The sequence below is a fragment of the Novosphingobium sp. PhB57 genome, assembly GCF_004342985.1.
Taxonomy (GTDB): Bacteria; Pseudomonadota; Alphaproteobacteria; order Sphingomonadales; family Sphingomonadaceae; genus Novosphingobium.
In genome coordinates this window covers 1,328,196-1,346,517 of record NZ_SMBO01000001.1, presented here as the reverse complement: position 1 = coordinate 1,346,517, position 18,322 = coordinate 1,328,196, and the positions used below count along the sequence as shown (strand labels likewise).

The following is an 18,322-nucleotide window of genomic DNA, read 5'->3' as shown; positions in this document are numbered from 1 at the left end:
ATCTGGTGGAGCTGGAACGAAAAAGGGGCCGCCTTTCGGCAGCCCCTCGTTTTGCGGGTTCTGGCTGGTTTTGGATCAGTCGCGGCCCTTGCCGAAAGCGACGATCTGCAGGAGGCCGCCGGCCATGGCGACGTTCTTGAAGAAGTGGATGAACTGGTTCTGGTCTGCGAACTGCGCGTGGAAGAACAAGGCGGTGACGAGGCTGAACAGGGCAAGCGCGGCAGCGACGCTGCGCAGGCGGTACCCCGAGATCAGCAGAGCGCCGCCGATGACTTCCACCGCAACGGCACCGGCCAGGGCCACGGCGGGGAAGGGCAGGCCCACCGAACCGATGTAGGCCATGGTTCCAGCGGGATCGGAAAGCTTGGAAAGGCCGCTGAGGATGAAGATGGCGGCGATCAGGATGCGGCCCACAAGCGGCAGAAACTTCAGGATTCCCTTGTCTTCGGCAGCGGGAGCGAGCGTAGCGGTGGCAGTGTTCATGGTCATTCCCCTTAGGGCTGGTCTGGAGAGGGTCCGGCCGTGACGGCTGCGGGGTGCCTCGTTGAACCGGGAAATGCCTCGAAAAACGAATTCCAGAAATCCAGATAAAATGGACCGCTCTGTTCGATGAAACTGAAATGTCTCGATGCGTGCGAAAATGCGGGACTGGCGGTGGGCGGGGGAATGGGGTCCGCCAGTCCCGAGGAGTTCGGGTACGCCGGAGGCGCGCCGAACGTGGTCCCGGCATGGTCGCCGCCGGGATCGAACGCAGGTGTCGGGAAAGGGACCGTCAGTCGGTGAGCGGCCGCCAGCGGTTGCGCCAGGCCCTGGGCGTGTTGCCCACCACGCGGCGGAACAGGCGGGTGAGGTGGGCCTGGTCGGTCAGGCCGCAGATGCAGGCGATTTCGGACAAGGCATCGTCGGTCCGCAGCATCAGGCGCTGGGCGTGGCGAATGCGCTGGCGGATGACGTAGGCATGGGGCGGTTCGCCAACGCTGGTCTTGAAGGCGCGGCAGAAGTGCCCGGTGCTGAGCCGCGCCACGGCGGCCAGTTCGCAGCAGGCCAGCGACTGGCCGAGATTCTCCTCGATATGGCCGATGACCCTGCGCAGCTGCCAGCCTGCAAGGCCGCCCTTGGCGGATGCGTCGCCATCAGGGACGGACTGCGGCGCGACCGGAACCAGCAGGTCGTGCTCCGCCAATCGGCTTCTGGCCAGCGCGAGGCTGTCGGGCCCCACCCCGCCGGCCTCCATTGCCTTGGCCAAAGGGATGGCCTGCGGGATTGCCGGCGGTTCAGCGTGGTAATGTCTTGAATCCTGTCCCGTATTCGTCGTCGTCGTGCTCAGGACTCCGTGAAGCATGACCAACTCTCCAAGCTCGACGACCGATCCGACCTCTACGGCAGGGGCAATCGCGATGATGGGGCAAATCTCGATAACGGTGATTGTCGCATAGTAATTCGATACGAAAAATCTGTTCACCGCTCGAATCATCAGGCCCCATCTTCATAGTCTATGGAGATTGCAGTCTTGCTTCCTTTCGGGAATGGGGGATTTTTACTATTGCCAGCCGGCTTTTCCCCCATTTACGCTTTTAATTCAGATATCCGGGAGGGCGGTCAGCGTCTCGTCGATCTCGCATTGGGCCACGAAGCGGTCGAGCAGCCAGGCGGCCGCGGGGCCGGGCGGCGTGTCGCGGCGCCAGATGCCGCCGAAGCGGTAGATGCCGCCGGGATGATCGGGCATCGACAGGCGGATCAGGGTGCCGGACACAAGATCGGCCTCGATCATCGGCAGCGGCATGTTGCCCCAGCCGATGCCCTGGCGCAGCAGGGCGTGCTTGGCGCCAAGGTCGGCGAGGCGCCAGGTCTTGGGGCTCATGACCGAGAAGTCCTTGCCCTCGGTGAAGCGCGAGCGGTCGCTGAGCACCAGCTGCGTATATTCGCGGCCGGCGCCGGGCGGGATCAGGTCCATGCGGCCGAGCGGATGGTCGGGCGCGGCCACGGGCACCATCGCCACCGAGCCGACCGAAACGCTTTCCAACCCGTCGACACCGGCAAAAAGCGGGCCGGACAGGCCGACCACCGCCGTGCCGTCGAGCACCATCGCAGTGATCGCGCCCAGCGCTTCCACATGGAGGCGCAGCTGCACGGTCGGAAATTCCGCGGCAAAGGCCCGCAGGATCACGCCGAGGCGCTCGGCCGGAAACATGACGTCCACCGCCAGGTCGACTTCGGCCTCCAGACCGTCGAGCAGGCCTTTCACTTTGGCGCGCAATCCGTCGATCCCCTCGGCCACACCGCGCGCTTCCGACAGGACGGCACGGCCGGCTACGGTAAGCTGCGGCTTGCGCGTGCCTTCGCGTTCGAACAGCAGGACGCCGAGCTGGGCTTCGAGGTTGGCGATGCCGTAGCTGATGACGGAGACCGCGCGGTTCAGCTTGCGCCCGGCGGCAGCGAAACTGCCGGTGTCGACGATGGCCAGGAAGATGCGCAGCTGGTCCAGGGTCGGCGTACCGGGGTTGCTCACTTTTCAATCTCCTAGAACAGTCAGGTCGATTTTATCCCTCTGAACTTGAAATGCAGGCAAGTCTATATGGGGTTTCAAGAGAGGGCGGCACCTCACCCCGCCGCCCCCGGAGACAGGATATGATCGAACTTCGCCCTTATGACAGCCTCGGTGGTGCCAACCACGGCTGGCTCGACGCCAAGCATCACTTCTCGTTCGCCGGTTATCACGATCCGGCCCGCGTCCACTGGGGCAACCTGCGCGTCTGGAACGACGATGCGATCGCGCCGCAGACCGGCTTCCCGCCGCACCCCCACCGCGACATGGAAATCATCACTTATGTCCGCGAGGGCGCGATCACTCACCAGGACAACCTGGGCAACAAGGGCCGCACCGAGGCCGGCGACGTCCAGGTGATGAGCGCGGGCACCGGCATCACGCACTCGGAATACAACCTTGAGGACGTGACGACGAAGATCTTCCAGATCTGGATCATCCCGACCCGCGACGGCGAAGAGCCGAGCTGGGGCGCCAAGCCCTTCCCCAAGGGCGACCGGTCGGGCCAGTTCGTCACGCTGGCATCGGGTTACGAGAATGACAACGATGCGCTGCCGATCCGCACCAATGCCCGCGTCATCGGTGCCACGCTCAAGGCCGGCGAAACCGCCGAATATCCGCTGGGCAAGGACCGCAAGGCCTACCTGGTGCCGGCCATCGGCGCGGTGCAGATCGAGGACGTGCGCGTCAACGCCCGTGACGGCGCGGCCATCAGCGACCTCGACGTCCTGCGGGTGACCGCGATCGAGGACAGCGAGATCGTCCTGGTCGACGCGGCCTGACACCAAGGCCGAAACGAGTTGGGGAGCGGGCGGAAATCGTCCGCTCCCTCATCTCCCGGATTGCAATTTACCAGATCGGCGCCGACCTTCTTCCCCGGCGCTCAGGCATACAAAAGAAGCGCAAGGAAGGATTGCCCATGACCGTTCGCTCATCCGATATCGAAGGTGTAGACCTTGTCGTTCTCCCCCCCGTTCGCGACCTTGGGGACGGGTTCCAGGTCCGCCGCGCGCTGCCCACTGCGCAGCGCCGCATGGTCGGCCCTTTCATCTTCTTCGACCAGATGGGTGAGGCGGTGTTCCGCAGCGGCGAAGGCCTCGACGTACGCCCGCATCCGCACATCGGCCTTTCCACGCTGACCTACCTCGTCGAAGGCGAGATCCTTCACCGCGATTCCCTCGGCTCGGTCCAGGCAATCCGGCCCGGCGAGGTCAACTGGATGACCGCGGGCAGCGGCATCGTCCATTCTGAGCGCACGTCTCCCGAAGTCCGCGCCAGCGGCGGCAAGCTGTTCGGGCTCCAGACCTGGATCGCCCTGCCGAAGGAAGCCGAAGAGATCGCGCCGGCCTTCGCCCACCACAAGGCGGACGAGATCCCCGTGACCGAGGATGCCGGAACGCGCCTGACGCTGATCGCCGGTACGGCCGACGGCCTGACCTCGCCGCTCAAGACCTATTCCGACATGGTCTACGCCGATATCGTCATGCTCGACGGTGCGCGCTACCAGGTGAAGGCCGAGCACGTCGAACGCGCGATCTATGTCGTCGGCGGCGAAGTCGAAGTGGAGGGGCAGACAGGCAGCTTCAAGGAGACCGAACTGGTGGTCTTCAAGCCCGGCGCCGAAGTGATCCTCAAGGCCAAGGGCGGCACGCGCCTGATGCTGCTGGGCGGGGAGCCACTGCCGGAGAAGCGCCATATCTACTGGAACTTCGTCTCTTCCTCGCTCGACCGCATCGAGCAGGCCAAGGACGACTGGAAAGCCCAGCGCTTCGACCGCGTGCCCGACGAGAGCGAATTCATCCCCCTTCCGGCCTGAGGAGCTTCACACCATGGCACATGGAACCGCGCATATCGGCGAAACCCCCTGGCGCACCGAGATCGTGGTCGGCGGTCACGCGATCACCGCCGACGAGCCCCAGGCGCTCGGCGGGCAGGGGGCGGGACCGGCGCCTTACGACCTGCTGCTCGCCAGCCTGGGGGCCTGCACGGCGATCACGTTGAAGATGTACGCCAGTCGCAAGGGCTGGCCCCTGGTATCTGTCGATGTCGACTTGCGGCTCGCGGGTGCGAAGGACCAGATGCATATCGAGCGCAAGCTCTCGATCGTGGGCCTCGACGAGGAGCAGAAGGCTCGGCTTGCCGATATTGCCGAGCGGACGCCGGTGACTTTGACGTTGAAGTCGGGGCTGCCGATCGAGACCGAGCTGGTTTGAAGTTCTCGCTCTCTTCCTCGTCATTGCGAGCGTAGCGAAGCAATCCAGGGGCGGCTTAGTGCGGCTCCTGGATTGCCGCGTCGGCTTTGCCTCCTCGCAATGACGAAGGGAGGTGTTGTGCCTCTTCAGCCCTTCTGCCGCAGTGCCCCCAGGTCGATCCCGTGCTTGTTCACTTTGTAGTAGAACGTCTTGCGCGGCAGATCGAGCGCGCGGATGGCCGCGCCGATCTCCCCGTTCGCGGCGATCACGGCCGCGACGATTTCCTCGCGTTCGAAGGCGTCGACCCGCTCCGTCAGGCCCTTGTTGCCCGAAGGGGAGGGCGTGGGCGAGGGATCGCCGAGGCCCAGCACGAATTGCTCCGCGAAATTGGCGAGTTCCCGCACGTTTCCTGGCCAGTCATGGCGTTCCAGCATCGTGCGGACCGCCGCGGTGACGGGCGGCAGCTCGCGGGCGACGCGGCTGGCGGCATCGCCGGCGAAGCGGGCGAAGAGAGCGGGGATGTCCTCGCGCCTTTCCCGTAGCGGCGGGATGCGCAGGCGCATGGCGGCGAGGCGGTAGAACAGCGGCGGCAGCAGCGAGGGCGGCGGGCCTTCGGCCGCGTCCTGGCTGGTGGAGATCACGCGCACGTCGACGGGCATGGCCTCGCCCCGGCGGCGCAGGACGCGCTGCTCCACGAAGGGCAGCAGGCGCTCCTGCAAGTGCGCCGGGCCGCGGTCGATATCGTCGAGGTAGAGCGTGCCGCGATGAGCCGCGGCCAGGCCGGGTTCGTCGATGCCGGTTGCAGTGAAGAGCGGTTCCGCGAGCGCTTCGGGCATCCCGGCGCAGGCCAGCGGCAGAAAGCGGTGGCGCGCGCGCTTGCCGGCGCGGTGGATCAGGCGGGCGAGGAGGTCCTTGCCGGTGCCGGTCTCGCCTTCGATGAACAGGTCTATATCCGCATTGGCCAGCACCGGCACCATCTCGCGAAGCCTGCGGATGGCGGGGCTTTCGCCCAGGAACAGCGGCGCGTCGGCATCTTGCGACATGGCCCGCAGGCGGCGGTTTTCCAGCGTCAGCCCGCGCGCGGTGGCGGCGCGGGTGACGGCGGCGATCAGCGCCTCGGGCGCGAAAGGCTTGGTGAGAAAGTCCCAGGCGCCCGCCTTGAGCATCTGTACCGCCATCTCGATGTCGCCGTGGCCGGTGACCAGCACGACGGGCAGATCGGCATCGCGCTCGTGAAGCTGGCGGAACAGGTCGATGCCGGAAACGTGCGGCATACGCACGTCGGTAACGACCACGCCAGGCCAGTCAGCGGTGAGCGCTGCCAGCGCCGGAGCGGCGGCCGGGAAGCTTTCGACTTCGAACCCGGCGAGCTTCAGCAGCTGTGCCGTCGAACGGGCGAGGTCTTCGTCGTCCTCGACAAGGGCGACGCGGCGGGTGCCGGCGGAAAGGTCGGTCATCGGGCCAGTCTCAATTGCAGTTCGAAGGCGGCGCCGGTGTCGCTGGGCACGAGGCGCAGGGCGCCGCCGAACTCCTGCGCGATGTCCTGCGCGATCACCAGGCCCAGCCCGAGCCCTTCGGCGCGGCTGGTGGCGAAGGGCGTGAACAGGCGATCCGCGATGTCCGGCGCGATGCCGGGGCCATTGTCGGCGACAGTGATGCGCAGCGTTTCGCCCGCGATCGCCAGTGACAGGATGATGCGGGGCGCCGCGCGCCCGGCGAGGGCTTCGATGGCATTCTGGAGGAGGTTCACCAGGATCTGTTCCAGCCGCACCTTGTCACCGCGAACCTTGAGGCCGGGGGGAATCGCCGGGGTTTCGAAGGTCAGCGCGGCAAGGCGCTCCTTGAGCAGGAGGCGCGCGCCGTCGAGCACTTCGGCCAGCGGCACCGCGCTTTCGCCGGTGCTGCCCTTGCGGGCGAAGCCGCGCAGCTGCGCGGTGATGATGCCGATGCGTTCGGCAAGGCGGTCGATAGCGGAAAGATTCTCGCGCACTTCCGCGGCCGCACCGAGGTCCAGCAATTGCCCGGCCGAGCTGGCATAGTTGCGGATCGCGGCCACGGGCTGCGCGGTTTCGTGAGCGACGCTGGCCGTGACTTGCCCCAGCGTGGCGAGCCGATTGGCGAGGCGGAGTTCCTCGCGCAGCAGGGCCGCGCGCTGTTCGAGCGCACTGCGCTCCTCCATCTCGCGGCGCAGTTCGGCCGTCCGCTCGGTGACGGCGGCTTCCAGCTGGGCGGTGCGTTCACGGCGGCGGCGGTTGCTCTGGGCGAGCCACCAGAGCGCGCCGACGACGAGCAGGGCCAAAGTCGCGGCCACGGCTTGGGCGCTGCGCATCGGCGTGGTGACGGCTACCCGGATCGGCAGCGCCAGGTTGACCTGCCACTGGTCGCGGTTGGGTGCGCTGGTGGCAAGAAGCAGGCGTCCGCTGCGTTCGGGCATGTGCAGCAGGCCGTCACCGTCGCTGGAGAAGCGGGCGGGCGTCAGGCGCGGAATTCCGATGTCGCCGGCAATGGCCCGCTGAAGGGCAGGATCGAGCGGGCGCGTCATGGCGAAGCGCCAGGCGGGGCGGCTGGCGACGAGGACCACCCCGTTGCGGTTGGTCACGAAGGTCTCGCCGCCTGCCGTGCGCCACTGGGCCTCGATCCGGTCGAAGTCGAGCTTGATGACGATCACACAGTCCCCGGCGGCCTTTCGCGCCAGGTAGAGGCCGGGGCGATGGCTGACGGTGCCCAGCGCGAACTGGGCGCCGTCGCCGCGGCGCAGGGCGTCGCGGTAATAGCGCCGGAAGCGGTAGTCGCGGCCGACGAAACTGTCGCGGTGGCGCCAGTTGCTGGCGGCGATCGCGAACCCGTCTTCTCCCACCAGGTAAATGGCCGAGGCGCCGATCTGGCCGGCGAAGGATTCCAGCTTGGCATTGAGCCGCTTGTCCGCGCCGCTTTCGCGATTGGCGGCGGCGATCACGTCGCGGTCGTCCGCCAGGGTCTGCGGAAGGAGGCGGAACCGGGCGATCTCGCTGTCGAGCAGGGACTGGCGCAGCCGCGCGTCGGCAGCGACCGATGCGGAGAACGCCGCGGTGGCGCGCTGGCGCACGAATTCGCCGGCCAGACCCGCGGCAAGGAGCGCGGCGGCCAGGGCTGCCAACAGCCAGTAGAGCGTGTGGCGACGATTCACCGCGCCAGCCTAGACCGGCAGGGAGCGATGTGCAAATTTCTGCACATCGCTGCAATGCAATGTGCCGATTGTTGCCCCTCGGCTCCGCATCTCTCCGCCGTAAAGGCCCGGAAATCAGCCATTTCCAATGAATGCAAAAACTGCTTTTGCCGCAGCGTGGAATCGAACAGTTTCTGCCCGGCACGCGATAAGCATAAGTCTTGAGCGTGCCCGAGAGAGGAAGGAAGGCCTTACCATGCACGCCCAGTTGTCCGACACGCACGAACCGACCGCGCCAAAGCGCTGGTACGGACATCTTTATGTGCAAGTGCTCGTCGCCATCGCGGCGGGCGTGACGCTGGGCCACTTCGCCCCGGCCACGGGTGAGGCGCTGAAGCCGCTTGGCGATGCCTTCATCAAGCTGGTGAAGATGGTGATCGCGCCGGTCATTTTCCTGACCATCGTCACCGGCATCGCCTCCATGCGCGACTTGCGCTCGGTCGGCCGGGTGGCGGGCAAGGCGTTCGGCTATTTCTTCTTCTTCTCTACCCTGGCGCTGATCGTCGGGCTGGCCGTCGCGAACGTGGTTCGCCCCGGCCAGGGCCTGAACATCGATCCCGCCACGCTCGATGCCTCGAAGGTCGCACTTTACTCCGAGAAGGCACACGAAACGTCGATCACCGGGTTCCTGATGGAAATGATCCCGGACACATTCCTCTCCTCCATGACCCAGGGTAATATCCTTCAGGTCCTGGTGATCGCCATTCTCTTCGGTATTGCGCTGGCCATGCTGGGCGACCGCGGTGCGCGTCCGCTCTCGCTGCTGGAAGACGTGTCGCTGGTGTTCTTCAAGCTGGTTTCGATCGTCATGAAGGCCGCGCCGATCGGTGCTTTCGGCGCCATGGCCTTCACCATCGGCAAGTACGGCGTTGGCAGCCTTGCCAACCTCGTTGGCCTCGTCGCGACTTTCTACCTGACTTCCGCGCTCTTCGTGGTGGTGGTGCTGGGCGTGGTCGCGCGGCTGGCAGGCTTCTCGATCTTCTCGCTGATTTCCTACCTCAAGGCCGAACTGCTGCTGGTGCTGGGCACGTCTTCCTCGGAAAGCGCGCTGCCTTCGCTGATGGAGAAGATGGAGCGCGCCGGCTGCCCCAAGAGCATCGTCGGTCTCGTCGTTCCCACCGGCTACAGCTTCAATCTCGACGGCACCAATATCTACATGACGCTGGCGGCGCTGTTCATCGCGCAGGCCTGCAACGTGGAACTGACGCTGGGCCAGCAAGTGCTGCTGCTGGGCGTGGCCATGCTCTCGTCCAAGGGTGCGGCGGGCGTCACCGGCGCGGGCTTCATCACCCTGGCCGCCACGCTGTCGATCGTGCCTTCGGTGCCGGTCGCGGGGATGGCGCTGATCCTGGGCGTCGACCGCTTCATGTCGGAGTGCCGCAGCCTCACCAACTTCATCGGCAATGCCGTGGCGACGGTGGTGGTCTCGCGCTGGGAAGGCCAGCTCGACACCGAGCGGTTCAAGGCCGTGCTCGCCAATCGCGAGCCCGCTGCCACCGCGAGCCCCGCGCTCGTCTGACCCGAGATTGTTTGGGGCCGGTGCCGCTCTGAAAATGCCCCGCGGGCATTTTTCAAACGGGCACTGACCCTCGGGGCTGCGGCCCCGCACAGGAATCATCCTTATGAAGACCGGTCTTCCGCGGCTGCTTGCCGCCACCCTTTGCTGCGCCCCGGCTCCGGCGCTTTTCGCAGCCCCCACCGCCGCACTGGCCGACGAGGCGAAAGCCCCGCTCTACCCGGTTTCCTCCAATGGCGACGGCGCCCTCACTAACGGCTACAGCATCTCCCGCTGGGCCGAGGACTGGCGGTCGATGGCCGATACCAAGAAGCGCGACGACTTTCTCGACCGGCTCAAGTTCCTGCCCCTGAACGAGACCGGAGACATCTACGTCACGCTTTCGGGCGAACTGCGGCTGCGGGTCAACCAGACCACCAATCCCAACTTGCGCGAGGCCGAGGCCCAGCGGCAGGACATCAGCCGCATGGTTGTAGGCGCCGACGTCCATGTCGGCCCGCATTTGCGCTTCTACGGGGAACTGGCCCATGCCGGCCTCGCGGGCGAGAACATCGGCACGCCCGCCACCAACATGAGCAACGGCCTCGTCGCCCAGCAATATTTCGCGGAGGCCAATGGCCGGCTGGCAGGGCTGGACGTGGGCATCCGCTACGGGCGGCAGGAGTTCGTGGATGGACCCAACCTGCTGACGTCGCAGCGCGACAACAACACCATCCACTACACGCTCAACGGCGTGCGCGCCTGGGCGCGCGGCAAGGCGGTGCGTGCGGACGTCTTCGACTTGCGCCCCACCGCTTATGGCGAGGACGGCATCGGCGACGACAAGAGCGATCCCGAGCGCCGCTTTTCGGGCGTGACGCTGGGTTATGCCGTGCCGAAGACGTTCCTGGGCGATTCGAAGCTCTTCGTGGATCCCTTCCTCTGGCGGCGCCGTAACGGCGTGGGTACCTGGGGAGGGCGGATCGGCCCGGCCACGCGCTATTACGGCGGGGTCCACGTCTACGGCGATGCCGGGCCGATCAACCTCGACTGGACGGTGAACCACCAGTGGGGCGAATTCATCGACCAGAAGATCGACGCCTGGCAGGTGCTGCTGGCGCAGTCCTACCGGCTGGGGGCGTCGAAGTCCGCGCCGCGGATCGGGCTCAGCGCGGACTATGCCAGCGGCGGGGGCGGCTATGGCGACGGCAAGCTGCGCGATGCCTATTCGCCTTTCGGCAACAACGTCTATTTCAGCTACCAGCTCTACCTGACGCCCAGCAACTTGCGCGCCATCGCGCCCACTTTCAGCTTCACGCCGCTGAAGAACGTGAAAGTGAATGCCGAATACCGCTTCGCCTGGCGTGACAGTGTCACCGATGCGGTCTATCGGGCCAACGGCCAACCCTTTGCCGGCACCCAGAACGGCCGGGCGCGCAAGATCGCCGAACTCGCCCGCTTGCAAGCGGTCTGGCAGATCTCGCCCCGCGTCTCGTTCACCGGGCGCTACGAGCATCTCGAAGCCGGCCCCGCGCTGACCGATGCGGGATACCGCAGCTCCGATTTCCTGGCGGGCTGGCTGAGTCTGCGTTTCTAGGGCGAAATCCGCCCTGGATCATTGGTTTGAAGCATTTTTTCGAGTCGTCAGGCGGCCTGCCTGACCTGAAAATGCTGTGAAGGAAAGGTCGTCGATGTCTCCCACCCGTCACGCTGCCGCCCGTGCGCTGCTTTCCGATCCCCTGACCAACAAGGGGACCGCTTTCACCGCCGAGGAGCGTGACGAGTTCGGCCTCCATGGCCTGCTGCCGCCCCATGTCGGCACGCTGGACAGCCAGATCGAGCGCCGCCGCAAGGCGCTGGAGGAAAAGGAAAGCGACTTCCAGCGCTACGCTTTCCTGCGCGAGCTTCAGGATTCGAACGAAGTGCTGTTCCATGCGCTGGTCCAGAGCGACCTGCCGCGCATGCTGCCGCTGGTCTATACACCCACCGTGGGCGAGGGCTGCGAGCGCTTCAGCGAGATCTGGCGCCGCCCGCGCGGCCTGTTCCTGAGCTACCCCAACAAGGACCGCATTTCCGACATCCTGGCCGACCCCGCCTATGACCGGGTCAAAGTGATCGTCGTCAGCGACGGCGAACGCATTCTCGGCCTGGGAGACCAGGGCGCGGGCGGCATGGGCATCCCCATCGGCAAGCTGGCGCTCTATACCGCCTGCGCCGGCATCCACCCTTCCGAAGTCCTGCCGATCCTGCTCGACCTCGGCACCGACAACCATGCGCGCCGCGAAGACCCGCTCTACGTGGGCTGGCGTGCCGGGCGCGTCCGGGGGCAGGACTACGACGACTTCGTCGAGGCTTTCGTCAGCGCCGTGGATGACCGCTTCCCTGGCGTCCTGCTCCAGTGGGAGGATTTCGCGGGCAAGAACGCCTACGATCTCCTGGTCCGCTATCGAGACCGGCTGCTCAGCTTCAACGACGACATCCAGGGCACCGCCGCCACGGCCGTCGGCACGCTTCTGGCAGCGATCGGCAGGACCGGCGTGCCGCTGACCGAGCAGCGCGTCGTGCTCTTCGGCGCGGGCGCGGCGGGCAGCGGCGTGGCGGAGATGCTGGTCCAGGCCATGGTCGCCGAAGGTCTCGACGACAGGTCCGCGCGCGCCCGGATCTGGGCGGTCGACCGGGACGGATTGATCCTTTCCGACGTGCCCCGCCTGCCGCCGCAGCAGCTTCGCCTCGCCCGCGATCCGGCAGAGATCGCAGGCTGGAACGTCAGCGGCCAGAACATGATCTCGCTTCAGGAAGTGGTCGCCAATGTCCACCCGACCGTGCTGATCGGCACATCGGGCCAGAAAGCGGCCTTCGATGAGCGCACCGTCCGCACCATGGCCGAAAACGTCGAGCGCCCGGTGATCTTCCCGCTATCGAACCCCATCTCGCGCGCCGAAGCCCATCCCGCGGACATCCTGGAGTGGACCGGCGGCAAGGCGATCGTCGGCACCGGCAGTCCCTTCGGCACGCCGGGCGTCACGCAAGTCAACAATGTCTATGTCTTCCCCGGTGTCGGCCTTGGCGCGCTGGCGAGCGGGGCGACCGCGATCAGCGACGGCATGTTCATGGTCGCCGCGCGCCGCCTGGGCGAACTGAGCCGCACCGATCACGACGGCCTGCTGCCCGCCGTGACCGAGCTTCGCGACGTGGCACTGGAAATCGCCGTCGTGGTGGCGGCCCAGGCACAGGCCGAGGGTCTCGCCACGGCCGAGCCGGATGCGCTGACGCGGGAAAGCATTGCCGCCAGCATGTGGCAGGCCCAATACGCCTGAACGGCCTCTAGCCCGAGAAGGAACACGACATGACCCCGGCAAGCGAAGCTCTCAAGGTCGGCCTCCTCGGGTACGGCTATGCCGGGGCCACGTTTCACGCTCCGCTGATCGGCGCGGTGGAAGGGCTGGAACTGGTCGGCGTCGCCAGCCGGAGCGCCGACAAGGTCCTGGCCGCGTTCCCCGGTGCAACGGTGCATGCCGACCCCGCGGCCCTGCTGGGCGATGCAGAACTCGATCTGGTGGTCGTGGCCACACCCAACGATACGCATTTCCCGCTGGCCCAGGCCGCCTTGCGCGCGGGCAAGAACGTCGTCGTCGACAAACCCTTCACGCTCGACATGGCCCAGGCCCGCGCGCTGATCGCCTTGGCCGAAGAGACCGGCAGCCAGCTCACCGTGTTCCACAATCGCCGCTGGGACAGCGATTTTCGCAGCATCTGCAAGGCCATCGAAAAGGGCCTTCTCGGCGAAGTCTCGCACCTCGAAAGCCACTTCGACCGCTTCCGCCCGCAAGTGCGTGACCGTTGGCGCGAGAACGATGGACCGGGCGCCGGCATCTGGTTCGATCTGGGGCCTCATCTCGTGGACCAGGCGCTGCTGCTGCTGGGCTTGCCAGACCGGGTCACGGCTTCTCTGGCACTCCAGCGCGAAGGCGCGCGCAGCGCCGACTGGGCCCATGTGGTGCTGGAGTTCGGCGCGAAGCGGGCGGTCCTTCATGCCTCGATGCTGGTGGCGGGCGGCGTGCCGCGCTTCATCGTCCACGGAACCGGGGGCAGCGCCGTCAAGCAGGGCATGGACGTGCAGGAAAGCCAGCTGCTCTCCGGCATGGCGCCTGGCGCCGAAGGGTGGGGCGAGGACCCTGATCCGCTCGTGCTCTACAATGGCGAAGGACAGGCAAGCCGTCTTCCGGCCGAGCCCGGCGACCAGCGCGCGTTCTATCGCCTGGTGGCAGAAGCGGCGCGGGGCAGGGCGGCCAATCCGGTGCCGCCGATCCAGTCGCTCGCGGTCATGGCCGTGATCGAGGCGGCCGAGCGATCCGCTGCGGAAGGACGCAGCATGGAGCTGCCACTGACCGAAGCCGAGCGCGCGGCCTGGACGGCAAGCCGGGCCGGGTGAGCCTGTCCTGGTCGTGACAGCCGCCGAAGAACCCACCTTTCGGGTCCTTCGCCGCCGTCATTCCGAACCCGTTTCGCGCAAGTAGCCCAAACGAAAACGGGCCGCCCTTTCGGACGGCCCGTTTCTCATTTCCCTGCAGCCGAAGCTCAGCCCGCGGGCAGGAGCTTGCGGTCGCTGGCGATGCGGTTCATCGCCTTCTGCAGCTTCTCGAAAGCGCGCACCTCGATCTGGCGGACGCGCTCGCGGCTGACGTGATAGACCTGGCTCAGCTCTTCGAGCGTCTTGGGGTCTTCGGTCAGGCGGCGTTCCATCAGGATGTCACGCTCCCGCTCGTTGAGGCCGTCCATGGCCTCCACCAGCATGGCGTGGCGCACGGTGGCTTCTTCGGCATCGGCAACGGTTTCGTCCTGAAGCGGGCGTTCGTCCGCCAGGATGTCCTGCCACTGTCCTTCGCCTTCCTCGCGCAGGGAGACGTTCAGCGAAGCATCGCCGCCCATCATCATGCGCCGGTTCATGTTGACCACTTCCTGCTGGGAAACCCCGAGCGTGGTAGCGATCTTGGCGACATCGTCCGGATGAAGATCCGAATCCTCGTAAGCGTCGAGGTTCTTCTTCATGCGGCGAAGGTTGAAGAACAGCTTCTTCTGCGCGGCCGTGGTGCCCATCTTCACGAGCGACCACGAACGCAGGATGTACTCTTGAATCGAAGCCTTGATCCACCACATAGCATAAGTGGCGAGGCGGAAGCCCCGATCGGGTTCGAACTTCTTCACGCCCTGCATGAGGCCGATGTTGCCTTCGGAAATGAGTTCCGAAACCGGCAGGCCATAGCCGCGGTAACCCATGGCGATCTTCGCAACGAGGCGAAGATGGCTGGTGACCAGCTGGCCGGCTGCCGCCGGATCCTCATGCTCCTTGTAGCGCTTGGCGAGCATATATTCCTGCTCGGGCGCGAGAAGCGGGAACTTGCGGATCTCGGACAGGTAACGGTTGAGGCTCTGCTCACCGCCCAGTGCCGGCACCGCCGGGAGATTACGTTCCTTGCTCACAATATCCGTCCTTTCCGGTCGGCCCGCGGTCGAAGACCCTTGCGAGGCGTCTTAGCTTGCGGCCACCTGTTCAAGATAGCACAATTATCCGATTTCAGTTTCGCAGTTCATCGATCAGCGTCTGCATGTCGTCGGGCAGCGGACTGATGAAATGGACTCTCTCTCCAGTAACGGGATGGACGAAGCCGAGTTCCGCGGCATGAAGAGCCTGACGGACGAAGCCGAGTCGCTGGAGGATCGGACGAATCGCAGTTGGGGTACGACCATATACAGGGTCTCCCAATAGCGAATGCCCGATTGACGACATGTGAACGCGCACCTGATGCGTCCTTCCGGTTTCCAGCCGGCACTCCACGAGCGATGCGTTCTTCAGCGTTTCCAGTGTCTTGTAATGGGTCACGGCATGCTTGCCGCGCCCGTCCTCCACCAGGGCCATCTTCTTGCGGTTGACACTCGACCGGGCGATGGCGCCGCGCACCGTTCCCGCGATCGGGATGGGGCGCCCGGACACGACGGCCCGGTAGGCGCGTGCGATCGAATGGTCGGCGAACTGCGCGGCCAGGCCCTCATGCGCCTTGTCGGTCTTGGCGACGACGAGCAGGCCGGACGTGTCCTTGTCGATTCGATGGACGATTCCCGGCCGCGCCACGCCGCCGATGCCGGAAAGCTGGCCGCGGCAGTGGTGGAGCAGGGCGTTGACCAGGGTTCCGTCGAGATTGCCCGCCGCCGGATGCACGACGAGACCGGCCGGCTTGTCGACGATGACGAGATATTCGTCCTCGAACACGATATTCAGCGGAATGTCCTGCGCGGCCGCCTCTGCCGGTGCGGCTTCGGGCACGTCGATTGCGAAGGCCGTGCCGCCCGCCACCTTGAGCGAGGCCTGCGAGACCGGCTTGCCGCTCAGCGTTATGCGCCCTTCGCCCATCAGCGCCTTGACGCGTTCGCGCGAAAGTCCGCTGGCCTCTGCCAGCGCCTTGTCCAGACGGCCGCCCTCGCTGCCGATGAACCCTTCGATGATGTTTTCGTAAGCCCCCATTGCCTGTAGGATTTGGGGATGAATGTCGAAGTGACAAGTGAGCTGATCGCAAGATTGCATGCAGAATCTTTACGTGCCCATCCGGAGGAATGCTGCGGCATCCTGCTGGGCACGCGGGAAAATGACGGCGAACGGATCGCGGGCGTGATTCCCGCCGCCAACGTCACCGCGGAGCCTGCGCGCCATTTCGAGATCGACCCCCGCGTCCTGCTCGCCGCACACCGTGCCGCACGCCAGGGCGGGCCGCATGTTATCGGCTATTACCACTCCCACCCCACCGGCGATCCCGTGCCTTCCGCCACGGACTGCGAACATTCCACCGGGGATTTGCGCGTTTGGGCGATCATAGCCGACGGGCAGGTTGCTTTCTGGCGCGATACCGGGAAAGGATTTGCGGCCGTCACGAGCCGTATTGTCGAATGATCCTTCGCAACGGCCTGAACTCGAATGATTACTGCAAAGGGAAGTCCCCGTTCCATGACCACAAGCTCGCTCGAACTTGCCAGCCTGCTTTGTTCGCGCCTGTGCCATGACATGCTCAGTCCCGTTGGTGCGCTGACCAACGGGCTGGAGCTGCTCGCGGACGAGAAGGACCCCGAAATGCGCCAGCGCTGCTTCGAGCTGCTGGACCAGAGCGCGCGGATTTCGGCTGACAAGCTGAAGTTCTTCCGCCTGGCCTTCGGCGCCGCGGGCGGCTTTGGCGACATGGTTCCCGTCACCGAGGCGCGCGCCCTGATCGATGCGCTGGTGGCCAACAACGCCCGCATCGTGCTGAACTGGGCGCTCGCCAGCGATATGCTGCCCAAGCCGGCGGTGAAGACGCTGCTCAACTTTGGCCTGATCGGCATCGAGGCACTGCCGCGCGGCGGCACGCTGGATCTCGCGGCGGAATTCCGCGACGGCATGAGCGAGATCGTCGTGCGTGCGGCCGGCCCGCGCATCGCTTTCGACCGCGACATCGGCCGCGCCCTCGAAGGCGCGCTGCCCGAAGGCGACTTGTCGAGCCGCACCGCGCCGGCCGCGATGATCCAGCAACTTGCCCATGCCCAGGGCGGCAAGCTGCAATATGCCCTGGCGGACGACGCGCTGGTGCTCGGCGCCGTGCTGCCCGGCGCGTGAAGGCCTGAACGGAGAAGGGCGGAAGGACGACGATGAACCGCTGGCTTGTCAATTCCATCGTCAAGTCGCCCAACTTCAATGAGCGCAAGTTGCCGATCTCGATGGTCGTGCTGCATTATACCGGCATGAAATCCGCCGCCGAGGCGTTGGAGCGGATGTGCGATCCCGAGGCGGAAGTCTCGGCGCACTACATGATCGACGAGGCGGGCGCGGTGACCTCGCTCGTCCCCGAGGAAAAGCGGGCCTGGCATGCCGGGCGCTCCTACTGGCGGGGCGTTACCGACGTGAATTCGGCCTCGATCGGCATCGAGCTGGTCAATCCCGGGCACGAATGGGGCTATCGTCCCTTTCCCGAAGCGCAGATGGAAGCCTTGCTCCCGCTGCTGGCCGATATCGTCAAGCGCAATCACATTCCGCGCGGCAACGTCGTCGGCCATTCCGACATCGCCCCGGCCCGCAAGCAGGATCCCGGCGAGTTCTTCGACTGGGCCAGGCTGGGCGACCTGGGGCTGGCGCTGAAGATCCCGCTCGCGAAGATGAACTTGTTCTACGACAATCCGGGCGCCTTCTATCTCGCGCTGGAACGGTTCGGCTACGACATTTCCGATGGCCGCGCCGCGGTCACGGCTTTCCAGCGCCGCTGGCGGCCCGAACTGATCGACGGCCAGATCGATGGAGAAATCGGCGCGATTCTCTTGGAACTGCTGTTGGAGCAAGGCAGCGGCCGTGCTAGGTGACCGCTCGCACCGGGGGGCCGGGCAGCCGCGGGCGTCTTTTGACGCGCGAGGAAAGTCCGGGCTCCACGAAACAAGGGTGGCGGGTAACGCCCGCCGGGCGAGTCGGGTTTTCAGGCCCGGCGAAGCTTAGGGAAAGTGCCACAGAGAGCAGACCGCCTCGCCAACAGGGTTCGTCCCTTGCGGCAGGTAAGGGTGAAAGGGTGCGGTAAGAGCGCACCGCGCTTCCGGTAACGGAAAGCGGCATGGCAAACCCCACTCGGAGCAAGACCGAATAGGGGCTGCGCGCCGTCTTTGAACGGCGGGTTCGTTTCGGACCCAGGCAGCCCGGGTTGGTCGCTTGAGCGGCGCAGCAATGCGTCGCCTAGAGGAATGGCTGCCGCCGCGGCGTAAGGTCCCTCCTTGGGGAGACCACGCCAGGTACAAAACCCGGCTTACAGGCTCCCCGGTGCATTTTCATGACAACGCGCGATGCCGGACCGCCGCGCCCGCTTTGTCGAACCGCTCAGGCG

At 66.0% G+C, this 18,322-nt stretch carries 17 protein-coding genes and 1 other RNA gene; 11 read left to right on the top strand and 7 right to left on the bottom strand.

Features of this window, described 5'->3' with window-relative positions:
- Positions 1-75 precede the first annotated feature (75 nt).
- The 3 genes from EDF58_RS06085 to EDF58_RS06075 all read right to left on the bottom strand — a co-directional run bounded on the left by EDF58_RS06085 (position 76) and on the right by EDF58_RS06075 (position 2,509).
- On the bottom strand, positions 76-483 hold the full coding sequence (locus tag EDF58_RS06085) for a DoxX family protein (RefSeq protein WP_243654094.1): 408 nt from the start codon (positions 481-483) through the stop codon (positions 76-78).
- 289 nt (positions 484-772) lie between these two features.
- Positions 773-1,246: an AraC family transcriptional regulator gene (locus EDF58_RS06080; RefSeq protein WP_243654093.1), complete on the bottom strand. Its 474-nt coding sequence runs from the start codon at positions 1,244-1,246 to the stop codon at positions 773-775.
- Between the two features lie 333 nt (positions 1,247-1,579).
- The gene (locus EDF58_RS06075) at positions 1,580-2,509 is read right to left on the bottom strand and encodes a LysR family transcriptional regulator (RefSeq protein ID WP_132263490.1); all 930 of its coding nucleotides are present in this window, start codon (positions 2,507-2,509) and stop codon (positions 1,580-1,582) included.
- Between the two features lie 119 nt (positions 2,510-2,628).
- Between EDF58_RS06075 and EDF58_RS06070 the strand changes: the two genes are divergently transcribed.
- The 3 genes from EDF58_RS06070 (at position 2,629) to EDF58_RS06060 (ending at position 4,758) form a co-directional block, all read left to right on the top strand.
- Positions 2,629-3,327, top strand: a complete 699-nt coding sequence (locus EDF58_RS06070) for a pirin family protein (RefSeq protein ID WP_132263489.1) — start codon at positions 2,629-2,631, stop codon at positions 3,325-3,327.
- 137 nt (positions 3,328-3,464) lie between these two features.
- The gene (locus EDF58_RS06065) at positions 3,465-4,361 is read left to right on the top strand and encodes a pirin family protein (RefSeq protein WP_132263487.1); all 897 of its coding nucleotides are present in this window, start codon (positions 3,465-3,467) and stop codon (positions 4,359-4,361) included.
- A 13-nt stretch (positions 4,362-4,374) separates the two neighbouring features.
- A complete protein-coding gene (locus EDF58_RS06060; protein ID WP_132263486.1) occupies positions 4,375-4,758 on the top strand; it encodes an OsmC family protein in 384 nt (127 codons plus the stop codon).
- A 125-nt stretch (positions 4,759-4,883) separates the two neighbouring features.
- Here EDF58_RS06060 and EDF58_RS06055 read toward each other — a convergent pair whose 3' ends face one another.
- Positions 4,884-6,194, bottom strand: coding sequence for a sigma-54 dependent transcriptional regulator (locus EDF58_RS06055; RefSeq protein WP_132263484.1), 1,311 nt, complete (start codon positions 6,192-6,194; stop codon positions 4,884-4,886).
- Complete coding sequence (locus EDF58_RS06050; protein ID WP_132263482.1) at positions 6,191-7,903, bottom strand: ATP-binding protein; 1,713 nt, start codon at positions 7,901-7,903, stop codon at positions 6,191-6,193. Before EDF58_RS06050 ends, EDF58_RS06055 begins: the two co-directional genes overlap by 4 nt.
- A 235-nt stretch (positions 7,904-8,138) precedes the next feature.
- Between EDF58_RS06050 and EDF58_RS06045 the strand changes: the two genes are divergently transcribed.
- The 4 genes from EDF58_RS06045 (at position 8,139) to EDF58_RS06030 (ending at position 13,869) form a co-directional block, all read left to right on the top strand.
- Complete coding sequence (locus tag EDF58_RS06045) at positions 8,139-9,461, top strand: dicarboxylate/amino acid:cation symporter (RefSeq protein ID WP_132263481.1); 1,323 nt, start codon at positions 8,139-8,141, stop codon at positions 9,459-9,461.
- Between the two features lie 103 nt (positions 9,462-9,564).
- Positions 9,565-11,034, top strand: a complete 1,470-nt coding sequence (locus EDF58_RS06040) for an alginate export family protein (RefSeq protein WP_132263479.1) — start codon at positions 9,565-9,567, stop codon at positions 11,032-11,034.
- Positions 11,035-11,128: 94 nt separating this feature from the next.
- Complete coding sequence (locus EDF58_RS06035; RefSeq protein ID WP_132263477.1) at positions 11,129-12,754, top strand: NAD-dependent malic enzyme; 1,626 nt, start codon at positions 11,129-11,131, stop codon at positions 12,752-12,754.
- A gap of 29 nt (positions 12,755-12,783) precedes the next feature.
- Positions 12,784-13,869: an oxidoreductase gene (locus tag EDF58_RS06030; protein ID WP_132263475.1), complete on the top strand. Its 1,086-nt coding sequence runs from the start codon at positions 12,784-12,786 to the stop codon at positions 13,867-13,869.
- Positions 13,870-14,015: 146 nt separating this feature from the next.
- Here the strand turns inward: EDF58_RS06030 and rpoH are convergent, their stop codons facing one another.
- The gene (gene rpoH / locus EDF58_RS06025; RefSeq protein ID WP_132263473.1) at positions 14,016-14,918 is read right to left on the bottom strand and encodes an RNA polymerase sigma factor RpoH; all 903 of its coding nucleotides are present in this window, start codon (positions 14,916-14,918) and stop codon (positions 14,016-14,018) included.
- 94 nt (positions 14,919-15,012) lie between these two features.
- A complete protein-coding gene (locus tag EDF58_RS06020) occupies positions 15,013-15,957 on the bottom strand; it encodes an RluA family pseudouridine synthase (protein ID WP_132263471.1) in 945 nt (314 codons plus the stop codon).
- Between the two features lie 18 nt (positions 15,958-15,975).
- Between EDF58_RS06020 and EDF58_RS06015 the strand changes: the two genes are divergently transcribed.
- The 4 genes from EDF58_RS06015 to rnpB all read left to right on the top strand — a co-directional run bounded on the left by EDF58_RS06015 (position 15,976) and on the right by rnpB (position 18,263).
- Entirely contained in the window at positions 15,976-16,380 is a 405-nt protein-coding gene (locus tag EDF58_RS06015) for a M67 family metallopeptidase (protein ID WP_132263469.1), read from the top strand.
- A gap of 54 nt (positions 16,381-16,434) precedes the next feature.
- Positions 16,435-17,076 (top strand): histidine phosphotransferase family protein, encoded by a 642-nt coding sequence (locus EDF58_RS06010; protein ID WP_132263467.1) that lies wholly within the window; start codon positions 16,435-16,437, stop codon positions 17,074-17,076.
- 32 nt (positions 17,077-17,108) lie between these two features.
- A complete protein-coding gene (locus EDF58_RS06005) occupies positions 17,109-17,813 on the top strand; it encodes an N-acetylmuramoyl-L-alanine amidase (RefSeq protein WP_132263465.1) in 705 nt (234 codons plus the stop codon).
- 9 nt (positions 17,814-17,822) lie between these two features.
- An RNA gene (gene rnpB, locus EDF58_RS06000) (RNase P RNA component class A) lies at positions 17,823-18,263 on the top strand.
- The last annotated feature ends 59 nt before the right edge of the window (positions 18,264-18,322 follow it).

Bases quoted from the DNA above. Each gene is read 5' to 3' on its own strand.
- EDF58_RS06085 (WP_243654094.1), bottom strand. From the start codon at position 483: ATGAACACTGCCACCGCTACGCTCGCTCCCGCTGCCGAAGACAAGGGA.
- EDF58_RS06070 (WP_132263489.1), top strand. From the start codon at position 2,629: ATGATCGAACTTCGCCCTTATGACAGCCTCGGTGGTGCCAACCACGGC.
- EDF58_RS06065 (WP_132263487.1), top strand. From the start codon at position 3,465: ATGACCGTTCGCTCATCCGATATCGAAGGTGTAGACCTTGTCGTTCTC.
- EDF58_RS06060 (WP_132263486.1), top strand. From the start codon at position 4,375: ATGGCACATGGAACCGCGCATATCGGCGAAACCCCCTGGCGCACCGAG.
- EDF58_RS06055 (WP_132263484.1), bottom strand. From the start codon at position 6,194: ATGACCGACCTTTCCGCCGGCACCCGCCGCGTCGCCCTTGTCGAGGAC.
- EDF58_RS06045 (WP_132263481.1), top strand. From the start codon at position 8,139: ATGCACGCCCAGTTGTCCGACACGCACGAACCGACCGCGCCAAAGCGC.
- EDF58_RS06040 (WP_132263479.1), top strand. From the start codon at position 9,565: ATGAAGACCGGTCTTCCGCGGCTGCTTGCCGCCACCCTTTGCTGCGCC.
- EDF58_RS06035 (WP_132263477.1), top strand. From the start codon at position 11,129: ATGTCTCCCACCCGTCACGCTGCCGCCCGTGCGCTGCTTTCCGATCCC.
- EDF58_RS06030 (WP_132263475.1), top strand. From the start codon at position 12,784: ATGACCCCGGCAAGCGAAGCTCTCAAGGTCGGCCTCCTCGGGTACGGC.
- EDF58_RS06020 (WP_132263471.1), bottom strand. From the start codon at position 15,957: ATGGGGGCTTACGAAAACATCATCGAAGGGTTCATCGGCAGCGAGGGC.
- EDF58_RS06015 (WP_132263469.1), top strand. From the start codon at position 15,976: ATGAATGTCGAAGTGACAAGTGAGCTGATCGCAAGATTGCATGCAGAA.
- EDF58_RS06010 (WP_132263467.1), top strand. From the start codon at position 16,435: ATGACCACAAGCTCGCTCGAACTTGCCAGCCTGCTTTGTTCGCGCCTG.
- EDF58_RS06005 (WP_132263465.1), top strand. From the start codon at position 17,109: ATGAACCGCTGGCTTGTCAATTCCATCGTCAAGTCGCCCAACTTCAAT.